Annotated in this window: 16 protein-coding genes and 4 tRNA genes; 8 read left to right on the top strand and 12 right to left on the bottom strand. The window is 69.7% G+C overall.

Annotated features, from left to right (window positions below; all coding sequences use genetic code 11):
• Positions 1–27: 27 nt before the first annotated feature.
• Together SACGLDRAFT_RS08210 and SACGLDRAFT_RS08205 are read right to left on the bottom strand one after the other, a co-directional pair.
• Entirely contained in the window at positions 28–351 is a 324-nt protein-coding gene (locus tag SACGLDRAFT_RS08210; RefSeq protein ID WP_005463511.1) for an AzlD domain-containing protein, read from the bottom strand.
• The gene (locus tag SACGLDRAFT_RS08205; RefSeq protein ID WP_198283531.1) at positions 345–1,097 is read right to left on the bottom strand and encodes an AzlC family ABC transporter permease; all 753 of its coding nucleotides are present in this window, start codon (positions 1,095–1,097) and stop codon (positions 345–347) included. Before SACGLDRAFT_RS08205 ends, SACGLDRAFT_RS08210 begins: the two co-directional genes overlap by 7 nt.
• Before the next feature lie 68 nt (positions 1,098–1,165).
• On the opposite strand from SACGLDRAFT_RS08205, the gene SACGLDRAFT_RS08200 reads away from it, so the two are divergent.
• Positions 1,166–1,732, top strand: a complete 567-nt coding sequence (locus SACGLDRAFT_RS08200) for a helix-turn-helix domain-containing protein (protein WP_005463507.1) — start codon at positions 1,166–1,168, stop codon at positions 1,730–1,732.
• A gap of 124 nt (positions 1,733–1,856) precedes the next feature.
• On the opposite strand, the gene pdxS is transcribed toward SACGLDRAFT_RS08200, so the two are convergent.
• Complete coding sequence (pdxS, locus tag SACGLDRAFT_RS08195) at positions 1,857–2,765, bottom strand: pyridoxal 5'-phosphate synthase lyase subunit PdxS (protein ID WP_005463505.1); 909 nt, start codon at positions 2,763–2,765, stop codon at positions 1,857–1,859.
• A 201-nt stretch (positions 2,766–2,966) separates the two neighbouring features.
• Between pdxS and SACGLDRAFT_RS08190 the strand changes: the two genes are divergently transcribed.
• A complete protein-coding gene (locus SACGLDRAFT_RS08190; RefSeq protein ID WP_005463503.1) occupies positions 2,967–5,105 on the top strand; it encodes an elongation factor G-like protein EF-G2 in 2,139 nt (712 codons plus the stop codon).
• A gap of 8 nt (positions 5,106–5,113) precedes the next feature.
• On the opposite strand, the gene SACGLDRAFT_RS08185 is transcribed toward SACGLDRAFT_RS08190, so the two are convergent.
• From SACGLDRAFT_RS08185 to SACGLDRAFT_RS08165, 5 genes are all read right to left on the bottom strand, one after another.
• The gene (locus SACGLDRAFT_RS08185; protein WP_005463496.1) at positions 5,114–5,626 is read right to left on the bottom strand and encodes a hypothetical protein; all 513 of its coding nucleotides are present in this window, start codon (positions 5,624–5,626) and stop codon (positions 5,114–5,116) included.
• On the bottom strand, positions 5,623–6,768 hold the full coding sequence (locus tag SACGLDRAFT_RS08180; RefSeq protein WP_005463494.1) for a glycosyltransferase family 4 protein: 1,146 nt from the start codon (positions 6,766–6,768) through the stop codon (positions 5,623–5,625). The genes SACGLDRAFT_RS08185 and SACGLDRAFT_RS08180 overlap by 4 nt, the downstream gene beginning before the upstream one ends.
• A complete protein-coding gene (locus SACGLDRAFT_RS08175) occupies positions 6,765–7,682 on the bottom strand; it encodes a phosphatidylinositol mannoside acyltransferase (protein WP_005463486.1) in 918 nt (305 codons plus the stop codon). Before SACGLDRAFT_RS08175 ends, SACGLDRAFT_RS08180 begins: the two co-directional genes overlap by 4 nt.
• A complete protein-coding gene (gene pgsA, locus SACGLDRAFT_RS08170) occupies positions 7,679–8,293 on the bottom strand; it encodes a phosphatidylinositol phosphate synthase (protein ID WP_005463484.1) in 615 nt (204 codons plus the stop codon). Before pgsA ends, SACGLDRAFT_RS08175 begins: the two co-directional genes overlap by 4 nt.
• A gap of 99 nt (positions 8,294–8,392) precedes the next feature.
• Positions 8,393–8,932, bottom strand: coding sequence for a MarR family winged helix-turn-helix transcriptional regulator (locus tag SACGLDRAFT_RS08165; RefSeq protein WP_040919735.1), 540 nt, complete (start codon positions 8,930–8,932; stop codon positions 8,393–8,395).
• Between the two features lie 98 nt (positions 8,933–9,030).
• Between SACGLDRAFT_RS08165 and SACGLDRAFT_RS08160 the strand changes: the two genes are divergently transcribed.
• Complete coding sequence (locus SACGLDRAFT_RS08160; protein ID WP_005463477.1) at positions 9,031–9,579, top strand: YceI family protein; 549 nt, start codon at positions 9,031–9,033, stop codon at positions 9,577–9,579.
• A gap of 4 nt (positions 9,580–9,583) precedes the next feature.
• On the opposite strand, the gene SACGLDRAFT_RS08155 is transcribed toward SACGLDRAFT_RS08160, so the two are convergent.
• The 3 genes from SACGLDRAFT_RS08155 to SACGLDRAFT_RS08145 all read right to left on the bottom strand — a co-directional run bounded on the left by SACGLDRAFT_RS08155 (position 9,584) and on the right by SACGLDRAFT_RS08145 (position 12,787).
• A complete protein-coding gene (locus tag SACGLDRAFT_RS08155) occupies positions 9,584–10,138 on the bottom strand; it encodes an HIT family protein (RefSeq protein ID WP_005463476.1) in 555 nt (184 codons plus the stop codon).
• Complete coding sequence (gene thrS, locus SACGLDRAFT_RS08150) at positions 10,128–12,206, bottom strand: threonine--tRNA ligase (protein WP_005463474.1); 2,079 nt, start codon at positions 12,204–12,206, stop codon at positions 10,128–10,130. The genes SACGLDRAFT_RS08155 and thrS overlap by 11 nt, the downstream gene beginning before the upstream one ends.
• A 506-nt stretch (positions 12,207–12,712) precedes the next feature.
• Positions 12,713–12,787: transfer RNA gene (locus SACGLDRAFT_RS08145), tRNA-Val, on the bottom strand.
• Positions 12,788–13,145: 358 nt separating this feature from the next.
• On the opposite strand from SACGLDRAFT_RS08145, the gene SACGLDRAFT_RS08140 reads away from it, so the two are divergent.
• The 4 genes from SACGLDRAFT_RS08140 (at position 13,146) to SACGLDRAFT_RS08125 (ending at position 13,973) form a co-directional block, all read left to right on the top strand.
• Complete coding sequence (locus SACGLDRAFT_RS08140; RefSeq protein ID WP_005455582.1) at positions 13,146–13,571, top strand: SsgA family sporulation/cell division regulator; 426 nt, start codon at positions 13,146–13,148, stop codon at positions 13,569–13,571.
• 127 nt (positions 13,572–13,698) lie between these two features.
• A tRNA-Gly gene (locus SACGLDRAFT_RS08135) sits at positions 13,699–13,771 on the top strand.
• A gap of 54 nt (positions 13,772–13,825) precedes the next feature.
• Positions 13,826–13,897 (top strand) — tRNA-Cys (locus SACGLDRAFT_RS08130).
• A gap of 1 nt (position 13,898) precedes the next feature.
• Positions 13,899–13,973 (top strand) — tRNA-Val (locus SACGLDRAFT_RS08125).
• Positions 13,974–14,273: 300 nt separating this feature from the next.
• Here SACGLDRAFT_RS08125 and SACGLDRAFT_RS08120 read toward each other — a convergent pair.
• The gene (locus SACGLDRAFT_RS08120) at positions 14,274–15,197 is read right to left on the bottom strand and encodes a proteasome assembly chaperone family protein (protein ID WP_005463473.1); all 924 of its coding nucleotides are present in this window, start codon (positions 15,195–15,197) and stop codon (positions 14,274–14,276) included.
• A 158-nt stretch (positions 15,198–15,355) separates the two neighbouring features.
• Between SACGLDRAFT_RS08120 and SACGLDRAFT_RS08115 the strand changes: the two genes are divergently transcribed.
• Entirely contained in the window at positions 15,356–16,642 is a 1,287-nt protein-coding gene (locus SACGLDRAFT_RS08115) for an ROK family protein (protein ID WP_005463470.1), read from the top strand.
• Positions 16,643–16,646 lie beyond the last annotated feature (4 nt).

Below are 16,646 nucleotides of genomic sequence, written 5' to 3'. Positions count from 1 at the left end.
TAGTGGGCCGAGGGAGGTGAGTGGCGCTCAGGGCACGCCGAGCAACCGCAGGCCCGCCGCGGTGACCCCGGCGGCCACCACGACGACCACGAACGGCGCCCGCTTCCAGGCCAGCACCCCGCCCACGACGACGCCGGCCGGACGGGCCCAGCCCGCGAACTCCGCGCCCTCCAGCAGCGCCGACGTCGCGACCAGGCAGGCCAGCAACACGACGGCCGAGACGGCGAACGATCGCTCCGCCCTCGGCGACAGCCGGACACGGGACTTCAGGACGGGCCCGACTGACCGGAGCGCGAAGGTGCCCACGCACAGCACGGCGGTGGACACGAGGAGTGTGGTGGCGGTCAACACGGCGTCCCGTCCTCCTGGTCGGTCAGGGCCGGTGCCTGGTCGGTCGGGACCGGTCCCCGTTCCTCCGCGCTCTCGGCGCCGCCCCGGCGCAGGGTCGCGACGACCCCGACGAGCCCGAGGAGCATCGGCAGACCGGCCGGGACGAAGGGGGCCGCCCCCAATGCGACGACGACACCGATCAGCACGGCTCGTCGGGTGTCCGCGTTCCGCAACGAGGGCAGCACCAGCGCGAGCAGCACGGCCGGGAGCACGGCGTCGAGCCCCAGCACGGCGGTGTCGCCTACCGCCGTGCCCACGGCGGCGCCGGCGATCACGCCGAGGTTCCAGGTGACGAACAGGCCCACCCCGCAGACCCAGTACGCGGCTCTGCGCCGCTCGCGGTCCGACTGGGCCAGCGCGAACGCGACCGTCTCGTCGATCGCCAGGTGGGTGCCGAACAGCCGGCTCGCCCACCTCCCGCCGAGCAGGTCGGCGACCGTGAAACCGAAGGGCACGTAACGCGCGTTGAGGAGCAGGGCGGCGACGATGGCCGCGATCGGATTACCGCCGGAGGTGACCAGTCCCACGAACATGAACTGGGCGGCACCGGCGAAGACCACCACCGACAACAGCACGGGCAGCCACAACGGCAGTCCCGACGTGAGGGTGATGGCCCCGAAGGAGAGACCGACCAGGGAGTCGGCGAGGCAGACCAGCGCGATGTCTCGCGCGAGGTCGGGGCCGAGGGTTCGCCATATCGAACGCACGCCTTCTATGCTGAACACAACGGACCGTGTTCGTCAAGACGAACGATCGGACTCATGGAGCGAACAGTATGACGGAGAGCAGGGACAACGGAGCCCCACTCGTGGCCATCGCGGCCGCGCTGCAGCGAGAGCGGCAGAAGGCGGGCCTGTCACTCACCGAACTCGCCCGCAGGGCAGGTATCGCGAAATCGACCTTGTCCCAGCTGGAGTCCGGCACCGGAAACCCCAGCGTCGAGACGATCTGGGCGCTCAGCACCGCCCTCGGCGTCTCGTTCAGTCAGCTCGTCGAACCGGTCAGGCCCCGCGTCCGCGTGGTGCGAGCGGGGGAAGGGCCGCGATTCGCCGCGGAGAGCGCGGACTACGTCACCACCCTGCTGTCCCCCGCTCCCCCGCACGCCCGCCGCGACGTCTACCTCGTTCAGGCCGAGCCCGGCCGGCCGAGGGAGTCCGAGCCGCACACGCCCGGCACCGTGGAACACGTCGTGTTGAGCAGCGGGCGCGCGCTCGTCGGACTCCTCGACGATCCGGTGGAGCTGGGGCCGGGCGACTACATCTCCTATCCCGGCGATCTGCCGCACGTGTTCAGAGCGTTGGAGCCTCGGACCATGGCCGTGCTCGTCTCCGAGCAGTCCTGACGGCCCCGCCCACTCCCACCGTGGACTCCGCGCACGGCGGCGGGACGGTCGGACGTCGGCGCCCTCTCCCCCACGAGGTTCCCGGAGCATCCCGAAAGTTCCGCCCTCGTACGCGCTCGGGCCCTCACCACCCGCGGTCGGCGAACCGCTGCGGCGCGGGCACCTCGGCGACGTTGATACCCACCATCGCTTCCCCGAGCCCTCGTGAGACCTTCGCGAGAACGTCCGGGTCGTCGTAGGAGGCGGTGGCCTTGACGATCGCCGCCGCCCGCCGGGCGGGGTCGCCCGACTTGAAGATGCCCGAGCCGACGAAGACTCCCTCGGCACCGAGCTGCCTCATCATCGCCGCGTCGGCGGGCGTGGCGATGCCACCCGCCGTGAACAATGCCACGGGCAGCCTTCCGGTCTCCGCGACCTCCCTCACCAGGTCGTAGGGGGCTCGCAGCTCCTTCGCCACCGCGTGGAGCTCGTCCTCGGGAAGCGCCGTCAACGCGCGGATCTCGCTACGGATACGGCGCATGTGGGTGGTCGCGTTGGACACGTCCCCGGTGCCCGCCTCTCCCTTGGACCGGATCATCGCGGCACCCTCGCCTATGCGGCGCAGCGCCTCGCCCAGGTTGGTCGCCCCGCACACGAACGGCACCGTGAACGCCCACTTGTCGATGTGGTGGTCGTGGTCGGCGGGGGTGAGCACCTCGGACTCGTCGATGTAGTCCACGCCGAGCGCCTGCAGGATCTGCGCCTCGACGAAGTGGCCGATGCGCGCCTTGGCCATCACCGGGATCGACACGGCGGAGATGATGCTCTCGATGAGGTCGGGGTCGCTCATGCGAGCGACGCCACCGTGGGCGCGGATGTCGGCGGGCACCCGCTCCAGAGCCATCACGGCGACCGCCCCGGCGTCCTCGGCGATCCGGGCCTGTTCGGGAGTGACGACGTCCATGATCACTCCGCCCTTGAACCGCTCGGCCATTCCGCGCCTGACCCGCGCGGTGCCGTTCCGGGACTCGTCACTGGGCGCAACGTTCGACACAGCAGTACCTTTCACCGGTTTCCTCTCGGCCTGACGGCACCACCGTAGGACGGATGTGGACTGTCGAAGATGGCCATTACACACCTATTTCGGAAGTCCACTTCGGGGTGGCAGCCGCCCCGTGCCCGCCCGTCTTGCCAGGCGCCCCGATCGGGTGTGTGCTCGAAAGCACAGCATCCGCCAGCGTCGCAGGAGGCCGTGATGGCCGAGAAGAACGTCAAAACCAGCGGCTCGGCGACCGCGGTCGCCGTGGAGGATCCCGGCAGGGTACGCAACGTCGCACTCGTCGGCCCCTCCGGTTCCGGGAAGACCACCCTCACCGAGGCCCTGCTCGTCGCCGCGAAGACCCTCAACAGGGCCGGGTCCGTGGTCGAGGGCACCACCGTGTGTGACCATGATCAAGCCGCCATCCGGCAGCAGCGTTCCGTCGGTCTCGCCGTCGCTCCCGTCGTCCACGGCGACATCAAGATCAACCTCATCGACACGCCGGGCTACGCCGACTTCGTGGGCGAGGTCCGGGCCGGACTCCGCGCCGCCGACGCCGTGTTGTTCGTCGTGAGCGCGGGCCACGGCATCGACCCCGCGACCGTCTCGCTGTGGGAGGAATGCGCCGCCGCGGGCCTGCCGCGCGCCGTCGTCGTGTCGCGTCTCGACCACGCTCGCGCCAACGTCGACGCGACGATCGCGGCCTGCCGGGAGGCGTTCGGCGCGGGAGTCCTCCCGCTGTACCTCCCGACGGGAGACGGCGACCCGGCCCTGGTCGGACTGGTGACACAACGCCGTTACGACTACTCGAACGGCCATCCCCCGCGGCTCGACGACGTCGGGTCGGAGGACGCCGAACGCCTGTCGGAGGCCCGTGACGCGCTGATCGAGGGCATCATCGCCGAGAGCGAGGACGAGACCCTCATGGACCGCTACCTCGCCGGGGAGCCGATCTCCGAGGACACCCTGATCACCGACCTGGAGCAGGCCGTCGCTCGGGGCACGTTTCATCCGGTGATCCCCGCGTGCGCGCAGACGGGCGTGGGGACGGCCGAGATCCTCGACGGCATCGCCCGCGCGTTTCCCTCCCCGCTGGAGCACGCACCGCCGACGGCCACCACGCCGGAGGGCATCCCCCATCCCCGGCTGGCCCCCGATCCCGACGGTCCGCTCGCCGCCGAGGTCGTGCACACCTCCGTCGACTCCTACGTGGGCCGGGTGTCGCTCGTCAGGGTGTTCTCGGGAACGCTCCGTCCCGAACGGACGATCCACGTCAGCGGCCACGGCCTCACCGACCGAGGCCACGACGAACACGACGCCGACGAGCGGGTGGCGCACCTGTACTCCCCACTCGGAGCCGCTCTCCGGGAAGTGCCCCACTGCGTGGCGGGCGACGTGTGCGCGCTGACGAAACTCACCTCCGCCGAGACCGGCGACACCGTGTCGGGCACCGACGATCCCCTGCTCATCGCGCCGTGGGAGATGCCCGAGCCGTTGCTGCCCGTCGCCGTCGTCGCCCAGACCCGCAGTGACGAGGACACCCTCGCCCGCAACCTGTCGAGACTCGTCGCGGGCGACCCGACGCTACGGCTGGAGCACAACGCGGAGACCGGACAACTGGTGTTGTGGTGCATGGGCGAGGCGCACGCGGACGTCGTGCTGTCCATGCTCCGGGCCGGGGGCGCGGAGGTGACCACCGAGCCCGTGCGCACCAGCCGCCGCGCCACGTTCGCCCGGTCCGCCGAGGGCCACGGCCGCCACGTCAAACAGTCCGGTGGCCACGGGCAGTACGCGGTGTGCGACGTGTCGGTGGAGCCCCTTCCCCGCGGCGAGGGGGTGGAATTCGTCGACCGCATCGTCGGCGGCGTGATTCCCCACCAGTTCATTCCCAGCGTGGAGAAAGGGGTACGCGCGCAGTTGCGCGAGGGCATCGGCGGCGACGATCCCGTGGTGGACGTGCGCGTCACCCTGTTCGACGGCAAGGCCCACAGTGTGGACTCCTCCGATGCCGCGTTCCAGACCGCCGGGGCACTCGCGGTGAAGGACGCGGCGGCCAAGGCCGGGCTCGTGACGCTCGAACCGCTCGACGAGGTCGTCGTCCGGCTGCCCGACAGTTACCTCGGCGCCGTGCTGGGTGATCTGTCCTCCCGACGGGGCCGGGTGCTGGGCACCGAGTCGTTGGAGGGCGGACACACCCTCATCCGTGCCGAGGTGCCGTCGGCCGAGCTGGTGCGCTACCCCGTGGACCTCCGCTCGCTCACCTCCGGTCGGGCAAGCTTCACCCGGCACCACGCCCGCTACGAAGTCGCCCCGCAGAAACTCCCGGCGCGAGACCCCGCCAAGGCCCGAGCCTGATTCGGCTCTCAGGAGTTCGGGGGTGCCACGAGGTCGGGCTCGGCGATCTCGAAGTACTCCGGACGCCGGGCCGTTCCCGCGAGCCGGAAGTACCGCACCCGCCGGCGGCGCCGCAGTGCCAACGTGTCGCGCACCGCGTCGTTGTAGACCCGGCGGGCGATGACCACGCGCTCCTCCGCGTCGGCCAGCTCGTCGTTGAGCCCGGCGGGCAACCTCCGTCGGTCGACCTCGGCGAGCCGGAGCGTGAGTTCGTTCTCCGCGGACTCCCGCTCCGGACGAGGCGCGCGTTCGGCCCGGTCGGCCGCGGACTTGAGCTCCTCGGCGTCCTCCCCACTCAGCGCGCTCGCCGCCACCGTCCTGGCCACCACCGCCCGACGCGCGAGCGCGGCGTCGAGGGCGGCCCAGCCCGCGTCCATGCGCACGTGCAGCCGGTCGAGTCGGTTCGCGGTGGCGACCAGCCACAGCGCACTCGCCACCACCAGCGCCACGACGAGCGCGAGCACCACCAGCCAGGTCGTCATCGCAGAACGCCACTCTCGGCACCGACCTTGCGGGGGTCGGCCGCGATCGCCGTCTCGTACACGCGGACGACCTGTTTCACGACCGTGCCCCAGTCGTAGCGCGCGACGTGACGGCTGGCCGCGTCCGCCAGGGAGGCCCGGCGCACCGGGTCGGCGATCAACTCCCGCAGCGCGCTCGCCAAGGCCTCGGCGTCGCCGGTGGGCACCAGCACCCCGGCGTTGCCGTCGTCGAGCACGCGGCGGAACGAATCGAGCGCGCTGGCCACCACGGGGGTGCCCGCCGCCATGGCCTCGGTGAGGATCATCCCGAAACTCTCCCCACCGGTGTTGGGAGCGCAGTAGACGTCCACGCTGCGCAGCGCCCGCGCCTTGGTCTCGTCGTCCACCTGTCCGAGCAGGTCCAACCGCGCCGCGAGTTCGGGCCCCGCCTCCCGGTACAGCGTCTCGGCCTCCCCGCGTCCGACGACCAGCAGCCGCAGCTCCGGCAACTCGGGCGCCAGCAGCCGGAGCGCTTCGAGCAGCACCCCCATCCCTTTCCGGGGCTCGGTGTACCGGCCGACGAATCCGATCGTGCCACCCGGACGCGGATACCCCTCCAGCGGTTCGGCGCCGGAGAAGAAGGCGGTGTCCACCCCGTTGGGGATCTCCACGGCGTCCCCACCGAGGTGTTCCACCTGAACCCGCCGGGCCAGCGCCGACACCGCGATACGCGCGGTCACCTTCTCCATCAGCGGACGCAACACCGGCTCGAAGGCCGCCAGCGTGCGGGACCGGGGGGTGGAGGTATGGAACGTGGCGACGATGGGGCCCTCGGCCACCGTCAACGCCAACAACGACAGGCTCGGCGCCGTCGGTTCGTGCAGATGCAGCACGTCGAAGTCGTGGTCACGCAGCCAGCGCCGCACCCGCGCGTACGAGACGGGGCCGAACTGCAGTCGTGCCACCGAACCGTTGTACGGAATGCCGACCGCGCGGCCCGCGGGTTGGACGAAGTCGGGAAGGTGCGCGCTCTCGTCGTCACCGGGGGCGAGCACCGACACGGTGTGCCCGAGCGAACGCAACTCCTTGGCGAGGTCCACGACGTGCCCCTGCACTCCGCCGGGCACGTCGAAGGAGTACGGGCACACGATGCCGACCTTCATGACGCGCTCCGTTCGTCCGACCGGGCCGCCTCGTCGTCGGTGTCGTTCTCGTGGTCGGTGAGCCAGAACGGCTGGAGCATGTGCCAGTCCGTGGGGTGTGCCGCGATGTCCCCAGCGAAGACGTCGGCGAGCGCCTGCGTCGCGGCGGGCACCTCCTCGCGGGTGTTGACCCGAATGCGGGGATGCACCCGCAGCGCCCAGCCGCCGTCGGTGAACCAGCATCCCACCGGCAACAGCGCGGCCCCGGTGCTCAAGGCCAGCCTCGCGGGACCCGCGGGGAACGTCGCCTTCTCCCCGAAGAACGTCACCGGCACACCCGAGCCGGTGAGATCGCGATCGCCGACCAGGCACACCACCTTGTTCTCTCGGAGCCGCCGCAGCAACAGCCGGAAGGACACGCTCCCGTCGGCGGGAACGACCTCGAACCCGAGCGACTCGCGGTAGGCGACGAACCGCTCGTACAGCGACTCCGGCCGCAGGCGCTCCGCCACCGTGGTGAAGTTGCCGGAGTGTCCCACCAGCCACACGCCCGCGACGTCCCAGTTGCCCGTGTGCGGCAGCGCGAGCACCGCCCCGTTGCCCTCCTCGAGGGCCGCGTCGAGGTACTCGATCCCCGTGACGTCCACCCGGCCGCGCACGGCCTCGGCGTCCATCGACGGCAGACAGAACGCCTCCTGCCAGTAGCGGGCATACGAGCGCATGGCCCGGCGGGTGAGGTCCTCCAGCTCCACGGGACCCGCCTGCGGCACCACTCTGGCGAGGTTGCGGCGCAGTCTCGCGGCGCCACCCCGATCCCGCCGGGCGGCGATGTCGGCCCCCAGGGCGAACATCGCGGTGACGAACGTCTCCGGCAGTTTCGGCACCAAGCGCCACGCCGTGGCATAACCCCATTCCACGAGCCGCTGCTTGCTCACAGTCGCGCCTTCCTCGCCGCCATGGCCACAGCCGTGACGCGCTGGCCCAGAGTGACCACCGAGAGCACGGCGAGCAGCCACTGCGATCCCTCGATGGCGTACGGCACTCCCAGCCCCTGCAATCCCGTCCCCACGAGTGCGATGATCAGTCGCTCGGCACGTTCGACGAGTCCTCCGTTGGCCGCGTCACCGAACCCGGAGGCCTCCGCTCTCGCCTTGACGTAGGAGATGACCTGCGCGAGCACGAGGGACAGCAACGCGGCCGCGGCCACCCTGGGATTGTCCGCCACGACGAACGCCCACCAGGCGATGGCCGCGAACACCGCACCGTCCACCAACCGGTCGCACGTGGCGTCGAGCACCGCTCCGAACGGCGTGCTCCCCTTCGCCCTCGCCATCGCTCCATCGAGCAGGTCGAGCATGACGAAGCCCCACACCACGAAGGTGCCCGCGAGCAGCATCCCGGTCGGGAAGAACGCCAGGGCTCCCGCGATGGCACCCGCGGTGCCAATGAGAGTCATCGCGTTCGGGGTCAGCCCGACGCGCACCAAGGCGGCACCGATCGGGTCGGTAACGCGAGACACGGACGCGCGCGCGAAGATGTTGAGCATCTCATCCTACGGGTGCTTGCTGGCGAGTGCGGATCAACTCGGCAAGCAAACCCTATCGAGCCACCATCACTCCAGCGTCTTTCGCCCCTACACCGCGTGTCACAGACGACTGTCGGCGGCCGGTTCCACGGTGCCGTGGGAGCCCGTGGCCGTCTCCGACTCGGCCGCCTGGGCGCGGGCGCAGGCCGGGGTCAATCGGTCGGTGATCGCCTTGCTGATCTCACCGAGCTGACGGACCTGTTCCGGGGTGAGCGCGTCGAACAGGGCCTCGCGCACCGCCTCGACGTGTCCGGGGGCGGCGTCGCGAATGGCTCGGAGCCCGGCGTCGGTGAGGTGGGCGAACGCGCCCCGTTTGTCCGTGGGACACGTCTCCCTGCGGATCCAGCCGTTGGCCTCCATACGGGCGACGGCGTGCGACAGTCTGCTCCGGGAGGAACGCGTGGCGAGCGCGAGATCGCTCATCCTGAGCACTCGGCCGGGGGCCTCCGAGAGGGCGACCAGGACGGAGTAGTAAGTAGTCGGCATGCCCGCGTCGCGTTGCAGTTGCGTTTCGAGGTGGGCTCGGAGCATGTCGATGGCGGCCGAGAAGTCGCGCCACACGCGCTGTTCTTCCGACGTGAGCCATCGAGGTGCCGACATGACGTCCATTCTAACCTCACGGACCACTTGGTTGAGCGCTCAATCAACTCTATTATCATTTTGCTTGAACGCTCAACCACACTGATGCGAGGAGTTCCATGACCACCAGTACGACCGAGATCCCCGGCTACCTCACCGGTACCTGGACGATCGACCCGGTGCACTCCAACGTGAGCTTCGTCGTGCGGCACCTCGGTGTCACGCGCCTGCGCGGCCGGTTCACCGACGTCAGCGGCGAGATCGTCACCGCGGAGAACATCACCGACTCCTCGGTGACGGCCACCATGCGGGCCGCGAGCATCGACACCACCAACCAGCAGCGCGACGACCACGTGCGCGGCGCCGACTTCCTCGACGTCGAGAACCACCCCACGCTGAGCTTCCGCTCCACGGGCATCCGCGTCGACGGCGAGGACTACCTCATCGACGGCGAGCTGACCGTGCGCGGCGTCACCAAGCCCGTGACGCTGACCGCCGAGCTCGGCGGCTTCGGCCCCGGCCTGACCGAGGGCAGCAAGGTGATCGGCGTGGCGGCCCGCACGGAGATCAAGCGCTCGGACTTCGGGGTCGGCGCGGGCATCCCCTCGGCGGTCGTCAGCGACAAGGTCATCATCGAACTCGACATCGAGGCCGGGCTCCGGGACTGAGACCTCACCACGCCTCGGCGAGCAACTTCCGAGTCTCCCCGAGCAGTTGCGGCAGCACCTTCGTGTGACCGATGACCGGCATGAAGTTGGAGTCGCCGCCCCACCTCGGCACCACGTGCTGGTGCAGGTGGGCGGCGATTCCCGCTCCCGCCGCGACCCCCTGGTTCAGTCCGATGTTGAACCCGTGGGCCTGCGACACCGTCCTGATCACCCGCATCGCCCGCTTGGTGAAGTCGGCCACCTCGGCCGTCTCCTCGGCCGTGAGGTCCGTGTAGTCGGCCACGTGCCGGTACGGCACCACCATGAGGTGTCCGGGGTTGTACGGGTAGAGGTTGAGCACCGCGAAGACGGTCTCACCGCGCGCGAGGATCAGCGCCGTCTCGTCGTCCAAACCGGCCAGTCGACAGAACGGGCACCCGCTCTCACCGTCGCCGTCGGGCTTGTTCTCTCCCCGGATGTAGGCCATCCGGTGAGGGGTCCACAACCGCTGAAGCTGGTCGGGGACCCCCACCCCGTCCTGTTCCACGAACGTCCGGTCCTCGCCCCGCTCACCGGCCAACGAGGGCTCCCATCGTCTCCGCGGTCGGCGACGCGTTCTCCCGGCGCGCGATCCAGTCGGCCACGGCATCCACGGCCGTCGCCACGGGAACCCCGTTGATCTGGCTGCCGTCGCGGAAGCGGAACGACACGGCATCCGCCTCCACGTCCTTGCCACCCGCGATCAGCAGGAACGGCACCTTCTGCGTGGTGTGGGTGCGGATCTTCTTCTGCATGCGGTCGTCGCCGGCGTCCACCTCGACCCGGATTCCCCGCTCACGCAACGCCTTCTCGACGCCCCGGAGGTGCTCCACGTGCGCGTCGGCGACGGGGATGCCCACCACCTGGATCGGCGACAGCCACGCGGGGAACGCGCCCGCGTAGTGCTCCGTGAGCACGCCGAAGAACCGTTCCATCGACCCGAACAGGGCGCGGTGGATCATCACCGGGCGCTGCCGCGACCCGTCGGCGGCCTGGTACTCCAGCTCGAACAGTTCCGGCTCCATGAGGTCCACCTGGATGGTGGACATCTGCCAGCTCCGGCCGATGGCGTCCTTGACCTGAACGCTGATCTTCGGCGCGTAGAAGGCCGCGCCACCCGGATCGAGCACCAGGTCCAGCCCACTGGCCTCGGCCGCCTCGCGCAGCGCGTTCGTGGCCCGCTCCCACTCCTCGTCGCTGCCGATGGACTTCTCCGGGTCTCGTGTGGACAGTTCCAGGTAGAAGTCGTCGAGACCGTAGTCGCGCAGCAGGTCGAGCACGAACTGCAGCAGCGACTTGATCTCGTCGTGCATCTGGTCGACGGTGCAGTAGATGTGCGCGTCGTCCTGAGTAAAGCCCCGCGCCCGCGTGAGGCCGTGCACGACACCGGACTTCTCGTAGCGGTACACGGTGCCGAACTCGAACAACCGCAACGGCAGCTCACGGTAGCTGCGCCCTCGCGAGCGGTAGATGAGGTTGTGCATGGGGCAGTTCATCGGCTTCAGGAAGTACTCCTGGCCGGGCTTGCGCACACTGCCGTCGTCGTTGTACTCCGCGTCGAGGTGCATGCCCGGATACATGCCCTCGCGGTACCAGTGCAGGTGCCCCGAGGTCTCGAACAACTGCCCCTTGGTGATGTGGGGCGTGTTGACGAACTGGTAGCCCGCCTCCTCGTGGCGACGCCGCGAGTAGTCCTCCAGCTCCTTGCGGATCACACCCCCCTTGGGGTGGAACACGGGCAGCCCCGACCCGATCTCGTCCGGGAACGAGAACAGGTCGAGCTCCGCGCCGAGCTTGCGGTGGTCGCGCCGCTCGGCCTCGGCCAGCATCTCCAGGTAGGCCTCTTGCGCTTCCTTCGACTCCCACGCGGTGCCGTAGATGCGCTGCAGCTGCGGGTTCTTCTCGTCACCGCGCCAGTAGGCCGCCGCGACACGGGTGAGCTTGAACGCGGGGATGTACTTGGTGGTGGGCACGTGCGGACCCCGGCACAGATCGCCCCACACCCGCTCCTTGGTCCGCGGATCGAGGTTGTCGTAGATGGTCAACTCGCCCGCGCCGACCTCCATCACCTCGGAGGTGTCGACGGCGTCGGCGTCGCCGCCCGACTTGAGGTCCACCAGTTCGAGCTTGAACGGCTCGTCGGCGAGTTCGGCCTTGGCGTCCTCCACCGAGGGCACCACGCGACGCGAGAACTGCTGGGCGCCCTTGATGATCTGCTTCATGCGCTTCTCGAGCGCTTCGAGGTCCTCGGGGGTGAACGGCCGGTCGACCGCGAAGTCGTAGTAGAAGCCATCCTTGATGGGCGGCCCGATACCCAGCTTGGCCTCGGGGAACTGCTGCTGCACGGCCTGCGCGAGCACGTGCGCGGCCGAGTGCCGGATCACACTCCTGCCGTCCTCGGTGTTGGCCGCGACCGGCTCCACCTCGACGTCGGCGTCCGGCGTCCACGCGAGGTCTCGAAGGGCCCCGGAGGGGTCACGCACGACGACGATGGCCTCGGCACCCTTGCTGGGGTAACCCGCCTCACGTACCGCGGCACCCGCCGTAGTGCCTGCTCGCACCACCACGCGCGAGGCGGACGAGACTGCGGCGGACGACGACTGCGACACGGGGAACTCCCTTGCGAAAGTGGTTTGACGTGCACGCACGATGCTAGCCCTCACATCGGCCGCCCCGACCTCGGGTCACGCGGACAAGCCTCCCAGGAGACCACACTCACACCCGGCCCCGCTGTGATGTCGAGCACAAGGTGGTCGTGGTAACAGGAACGTCACAATCCCCGGGTCGCCCACTACCGTGGGAGGCACCGAGAACGGTTGTTCCCGGCCCCGACCAAGTTCATCCCGGCGACCTCGCGAGATCGTGACGTCGAGCAGACGTCGTGGCACGTCGGAAGACATCGCTTGTCGCCGTGAGTGAGCGAACACCCGCCGTGGTGGGTGGACCTCGTGGCCGTTACCCGGCCGACGCCGTGAAATCAGCAGCACACCGTGTCCGAACTGTTCACTCGGGCCGGGGTGTGTGCCCGTCGCGGCTGGTTGGAACCAATGACCACGGGAACATGAGAAAGACCCGGCGAATGCCGGGCCCTGCAAGGAAAACAACTGAATCGTCGTGGTGGGCGATACTGGGATCGAACCAGTGACCTCTTCGGTGTGAACGAAGCGCTCTCCCGCTGAGCTAATCGCCCTGTGCTGTTGTGGGAACAACTGTAGCGGAGGCTGATCGCGCCCCGAAAGCGGGGTCCCCTTTTGGGGCGGCAACGGGATCGCGGCGGGAGCACCGAGAGCCGTTTCCACTGGTGACAGGTCGATGCGAGCCCGAAACGAGGACGCACGGCGGTCCGGCACCCGCCGGGTGTCCGCTGCAACATTCGCGCGACTTGTCTGTCCTTCGCCCCGGCAAGCAAGCAGGATGTACCGGGGCCTCCCACGCGACGCACACGTTTGGGTGATGTTCGGACTCAAGGTGATCGAGCCGGCGCCGGAGTGCGTCACACCCGTAGGACACGGCCGAAGCCGGCCGGAAGGGAGCAGAAGGGTAACGACATGCGAAACGATCACGTCACGCTCCGGTCCACGGCGGTCTTCGACCTTCTCGCGCCGCGAACGCCTCCGGTTCCGGTGAAGGTGGAACTGCGGTACGACACCCGCGATCCGTACGCGGTCGTGGCGGCGTTCCGCACGGGACGCGCCGGTTGGGTCGAGTGGGTCTTCGCCCGCGACCTCCTGGCCGACGGCCTGCTCGGCGAGGCGGGCGACGGCGACGTGCGCATCAAGCCGTCGATCGAGGACCCCGACTCCGTCTTCGTCGAACTGAACTCGCCTTCCGGTCACGCGATGTTCGAAGCCTCCGCCCAGGAGCTGGCCGACTTCCTCGACCAGACCTACGACGTCGTGCTGCCCGGCAACGAACACCTGTGGGTCGACGTCGACGACGCGCTCACGAGGCTGATTCCGCATGATCTTGGCTGATCAGAGGCTTGCGCGAGAACATGACCACCCCCGGTGAAAACGGCCGGAAGGGCATCGGATAAAGTTCTTTCCACACGACGACGACGGGTCACCGACCGAGAGGCCGAGTGACACGGAGTCGGAGATTGCGGACGTAGCGCAGTTGGTAGCGCATCACCTTGCCAAGGTGAGGGTCGCGGGTTCGAGTCCCGTCGTCCGCTCGACTGCGGCGGCATTCCGCAGTTGGATCGAGCTCGCGCTTGATCCACACACACGGCGGAGTGGCCGAGTGGTTCAGGCAAGGGCCTGCAAAGCCCTGTACACGGGTTCGATTCCCGTCTCCGCCTCGCGCGATTAGCTCAGCGGGAGAGCGCTACCTTGACACGGTAGAGGTCACTGGTTCGATCCCAGTATCGCGCACCACCAGCCCCGTCCCGGAAAGCTCCGGGGCGGGGTTTGTCTTTTGTCGACGGACCGAAGGACCGCCCCCTCCCCTTCACGTGGGACCCGGTAGGACATTCGACACGGGATCTCCGGCCTTCCACCGGGCGTGTGCGCCCCGAAACCCACCGACACGGACGAAGGGCTCGGCACGGGCGCCGAGGACCCCGGTCGACGCCACGAGCCGGTGGAGAAACGAATGGCAGCGCGATCGGCGGTCGTGTCCGCCGCGTCACGCTGCCTTCCTCACCCCGCGAACCCGAACGAGGGGCGGCCCGGTCGTCAATTCTCCCCCGGTTCGGAGCGGCCCTGCTGCTGCTCGGCGAGGAAGCGCTCGAAGTGCGCGGCCAACTCGTCGCCGCTGGGCATCTCCTCGGTGTCGGCGAGCAGGTTGCTCTCCGGGCTCGCCTCGGTGAAGGCGTCGTACTGCCGTTCCAGCGCGGCGACCACGTCCGCGACCTCGGCGCTCTCCCGGACCTGACGGTCGACCTCCAGGTTCGCGGCGTGCGCGGCTTCCCGCAGACCAGCCTGAGGGATGCGCAAGCCGGTCGCCTCGGACACCGCGTCGCTCAGCCGCAGCGCCGCGGCCGGGTACCGCGACTGCGCGAGATAGTGCGGGACGTGGACGGCGAACCCCACCACGTCGTGCCCCGCCTGGCCGAGCCGGTACTGCAACAACGCCCCGGCGCTGCCCGGCACCTGCACGTGGTTGAAGGTGGCCCGGTGGCTGCGCGTGAGTTCGGGGCGGGTCGCGTGGGCGGTGATGCCCAGCGGCCTGGTGTGCGGCACGCCCATCGGGATGCCGTGCGCGGTGACCGACAGCCGCACCCGCCAGCGCTGCACCAGGCCGCGCACGGCGGCGATGAACGTCTCCCACTGCGTGTCGGGCTCCGGGCCGGTGAACAGCAGCAGGGGTGTTCCGTCGGAGTCGTGCAACAGGCGCACGACCAGCTCCGGTTCGTCGTAGTCGGCCCAGTGGTCGGCGGCGAACGTCATCACGGGCCGCCGCGAGCGGTAGTCGAGCAGCCGGTCGACGTCGAACCGCGCCACCACGGGTCCGTCGAATTCCGACCGCAGGTGGTCAACGAGGGTCCTCCCTGCCGAGCCCGCGTCGACGAATCCGTCGAAGTGGTAGAGCAGCACCGCCTCTTCCGGCACGAAGACCCCGGAGTCCAGGTCGTACAGCTGCTCCGGATTGCGATCCACGTCAACCTCCTGACCTCACCACGTCTGCCTCACAGGGGTAACGCCTGCTGACGCCCGTTCAATCCCACCACACCACCCGAGGGTGCCATTTCGAGGCGGCCCATGATGGAAAGATGGAGCGGGTGCAGGTGTCTCAATCCGGACCAACAATCCCGACGATGCCGGTCGGTGATCACGTCGACAGCCTGGCCACCGTGCTCGATCTCGTGCGTTCGGGTACCGCGAGGACCCGGCCGGAGATCGGCCGGCGTTCGGGCCTCGGCCGCACCGTCGTCACACAGCGAGTGAACCAACTCACGGCGTGTGGTTTGCTGGAGGAAGGAGCCCTCGGGCCCTCCAGTGGCGGGCGAGCGCCCCGTGAGCTCCGGTTTCGCGCGCAAGCGGGAGTGATCCTCGCCGCGGAACTCGGTGCCACCGGCATCAGCGTCGGAGTCACCGACCTCACCGGAACGGTGCTGGCCGAGCACACCGAGGGGCACGACATCGCGGCGGGACCGGACCCCGTGCTGGACCGCGTCGAGCAGATCTTCGACGAACTGCTCGACCAGGTGCGTACCGAACTCGCCGCCCCGGACCTCGCGGTGTGGGGAGTGGGCATCGGCCTTCCCGGTCCGGTGGAGTTCGCCACGGGACGGCCGAGCGCGCCACCGATCATGCCCGGCTGGGACGGCTACCCGGTGCGCGAACGTCTCGCGCGCCGCTACGACACCCCGGTCTGGGTGGACAACGAGGTGAACACCATGGCGCTCGGCGAGCTGCGGGCCGGCTCGGCGAGGGGTCAGCGGGACATCCTCTACGTGAAGATCGGCACCGGTATCGGTGCGGGCCTGGTGTCCGGTGGCACGTTGCACCGGGGCAGCCAGGGCTGCGCGGGCGACATCGGGCACGCGGCGGCCTCCGACGAGGACGACGTCGTGTGCCGGTGCGGCAACACGGGGTGCCTGGAGGCGTACGCGGGCGGCGCGGCACTGGCCCGCGACGGGCTGGCCGCGGCGAAGCAGGGCCGCAGCCCGTTCCTCGCCGAGGTGCTCGCCTCCACCGGTACGGTGACGGCGGCCGACGTCTCCCGCGCGGCGCAAAGCGGCGACCGCACGTCGGTGGAGCTGCTGACCCGCGCCGGACGGCTCATCGGCAGCTTGCTGGCGACGCTCGTCAGCTTCTACAACCCCGCCCTCGTGGTCATCGGTGGCGGAGTGTCGCGAGCGGGCGACCTGCTGCTGGCCGCCGTGCGGGAGACCGTCTACCGGCGATCACTGCCGCTCGCGACACGGGAACTGCGCATTACGCGCTCCACGCTCAGCAACCGAGCGGGGCTCGTCGGTGCGGCGTTCATGGTCATCGACGAGTTGTTCACCCCCGAGCGCCTCGCCCGGTGGGTGGACAGGGGCAGCCCGGCGGGCGACCCCTCACTCGTCACGGTGCCGCTGCGCGAGCCCGTGCTCTGAGCCC

It is taken from the genome of Saccharomonospora glauca K62 (assembly GCF_000243395.2).
Classification (GTDB): Bacteria; Actinomycetota; Actinomycetes; order Mycobacteriales; family Pseudonocardiaceae; genus Saccharomonospora; species Saccharomonospora glauca.
The sequence above is the reverse complement of the archived record's forward strand: the minus strand, read 5'-3'. Positions and strand labels throughout refer to the sequence as shown.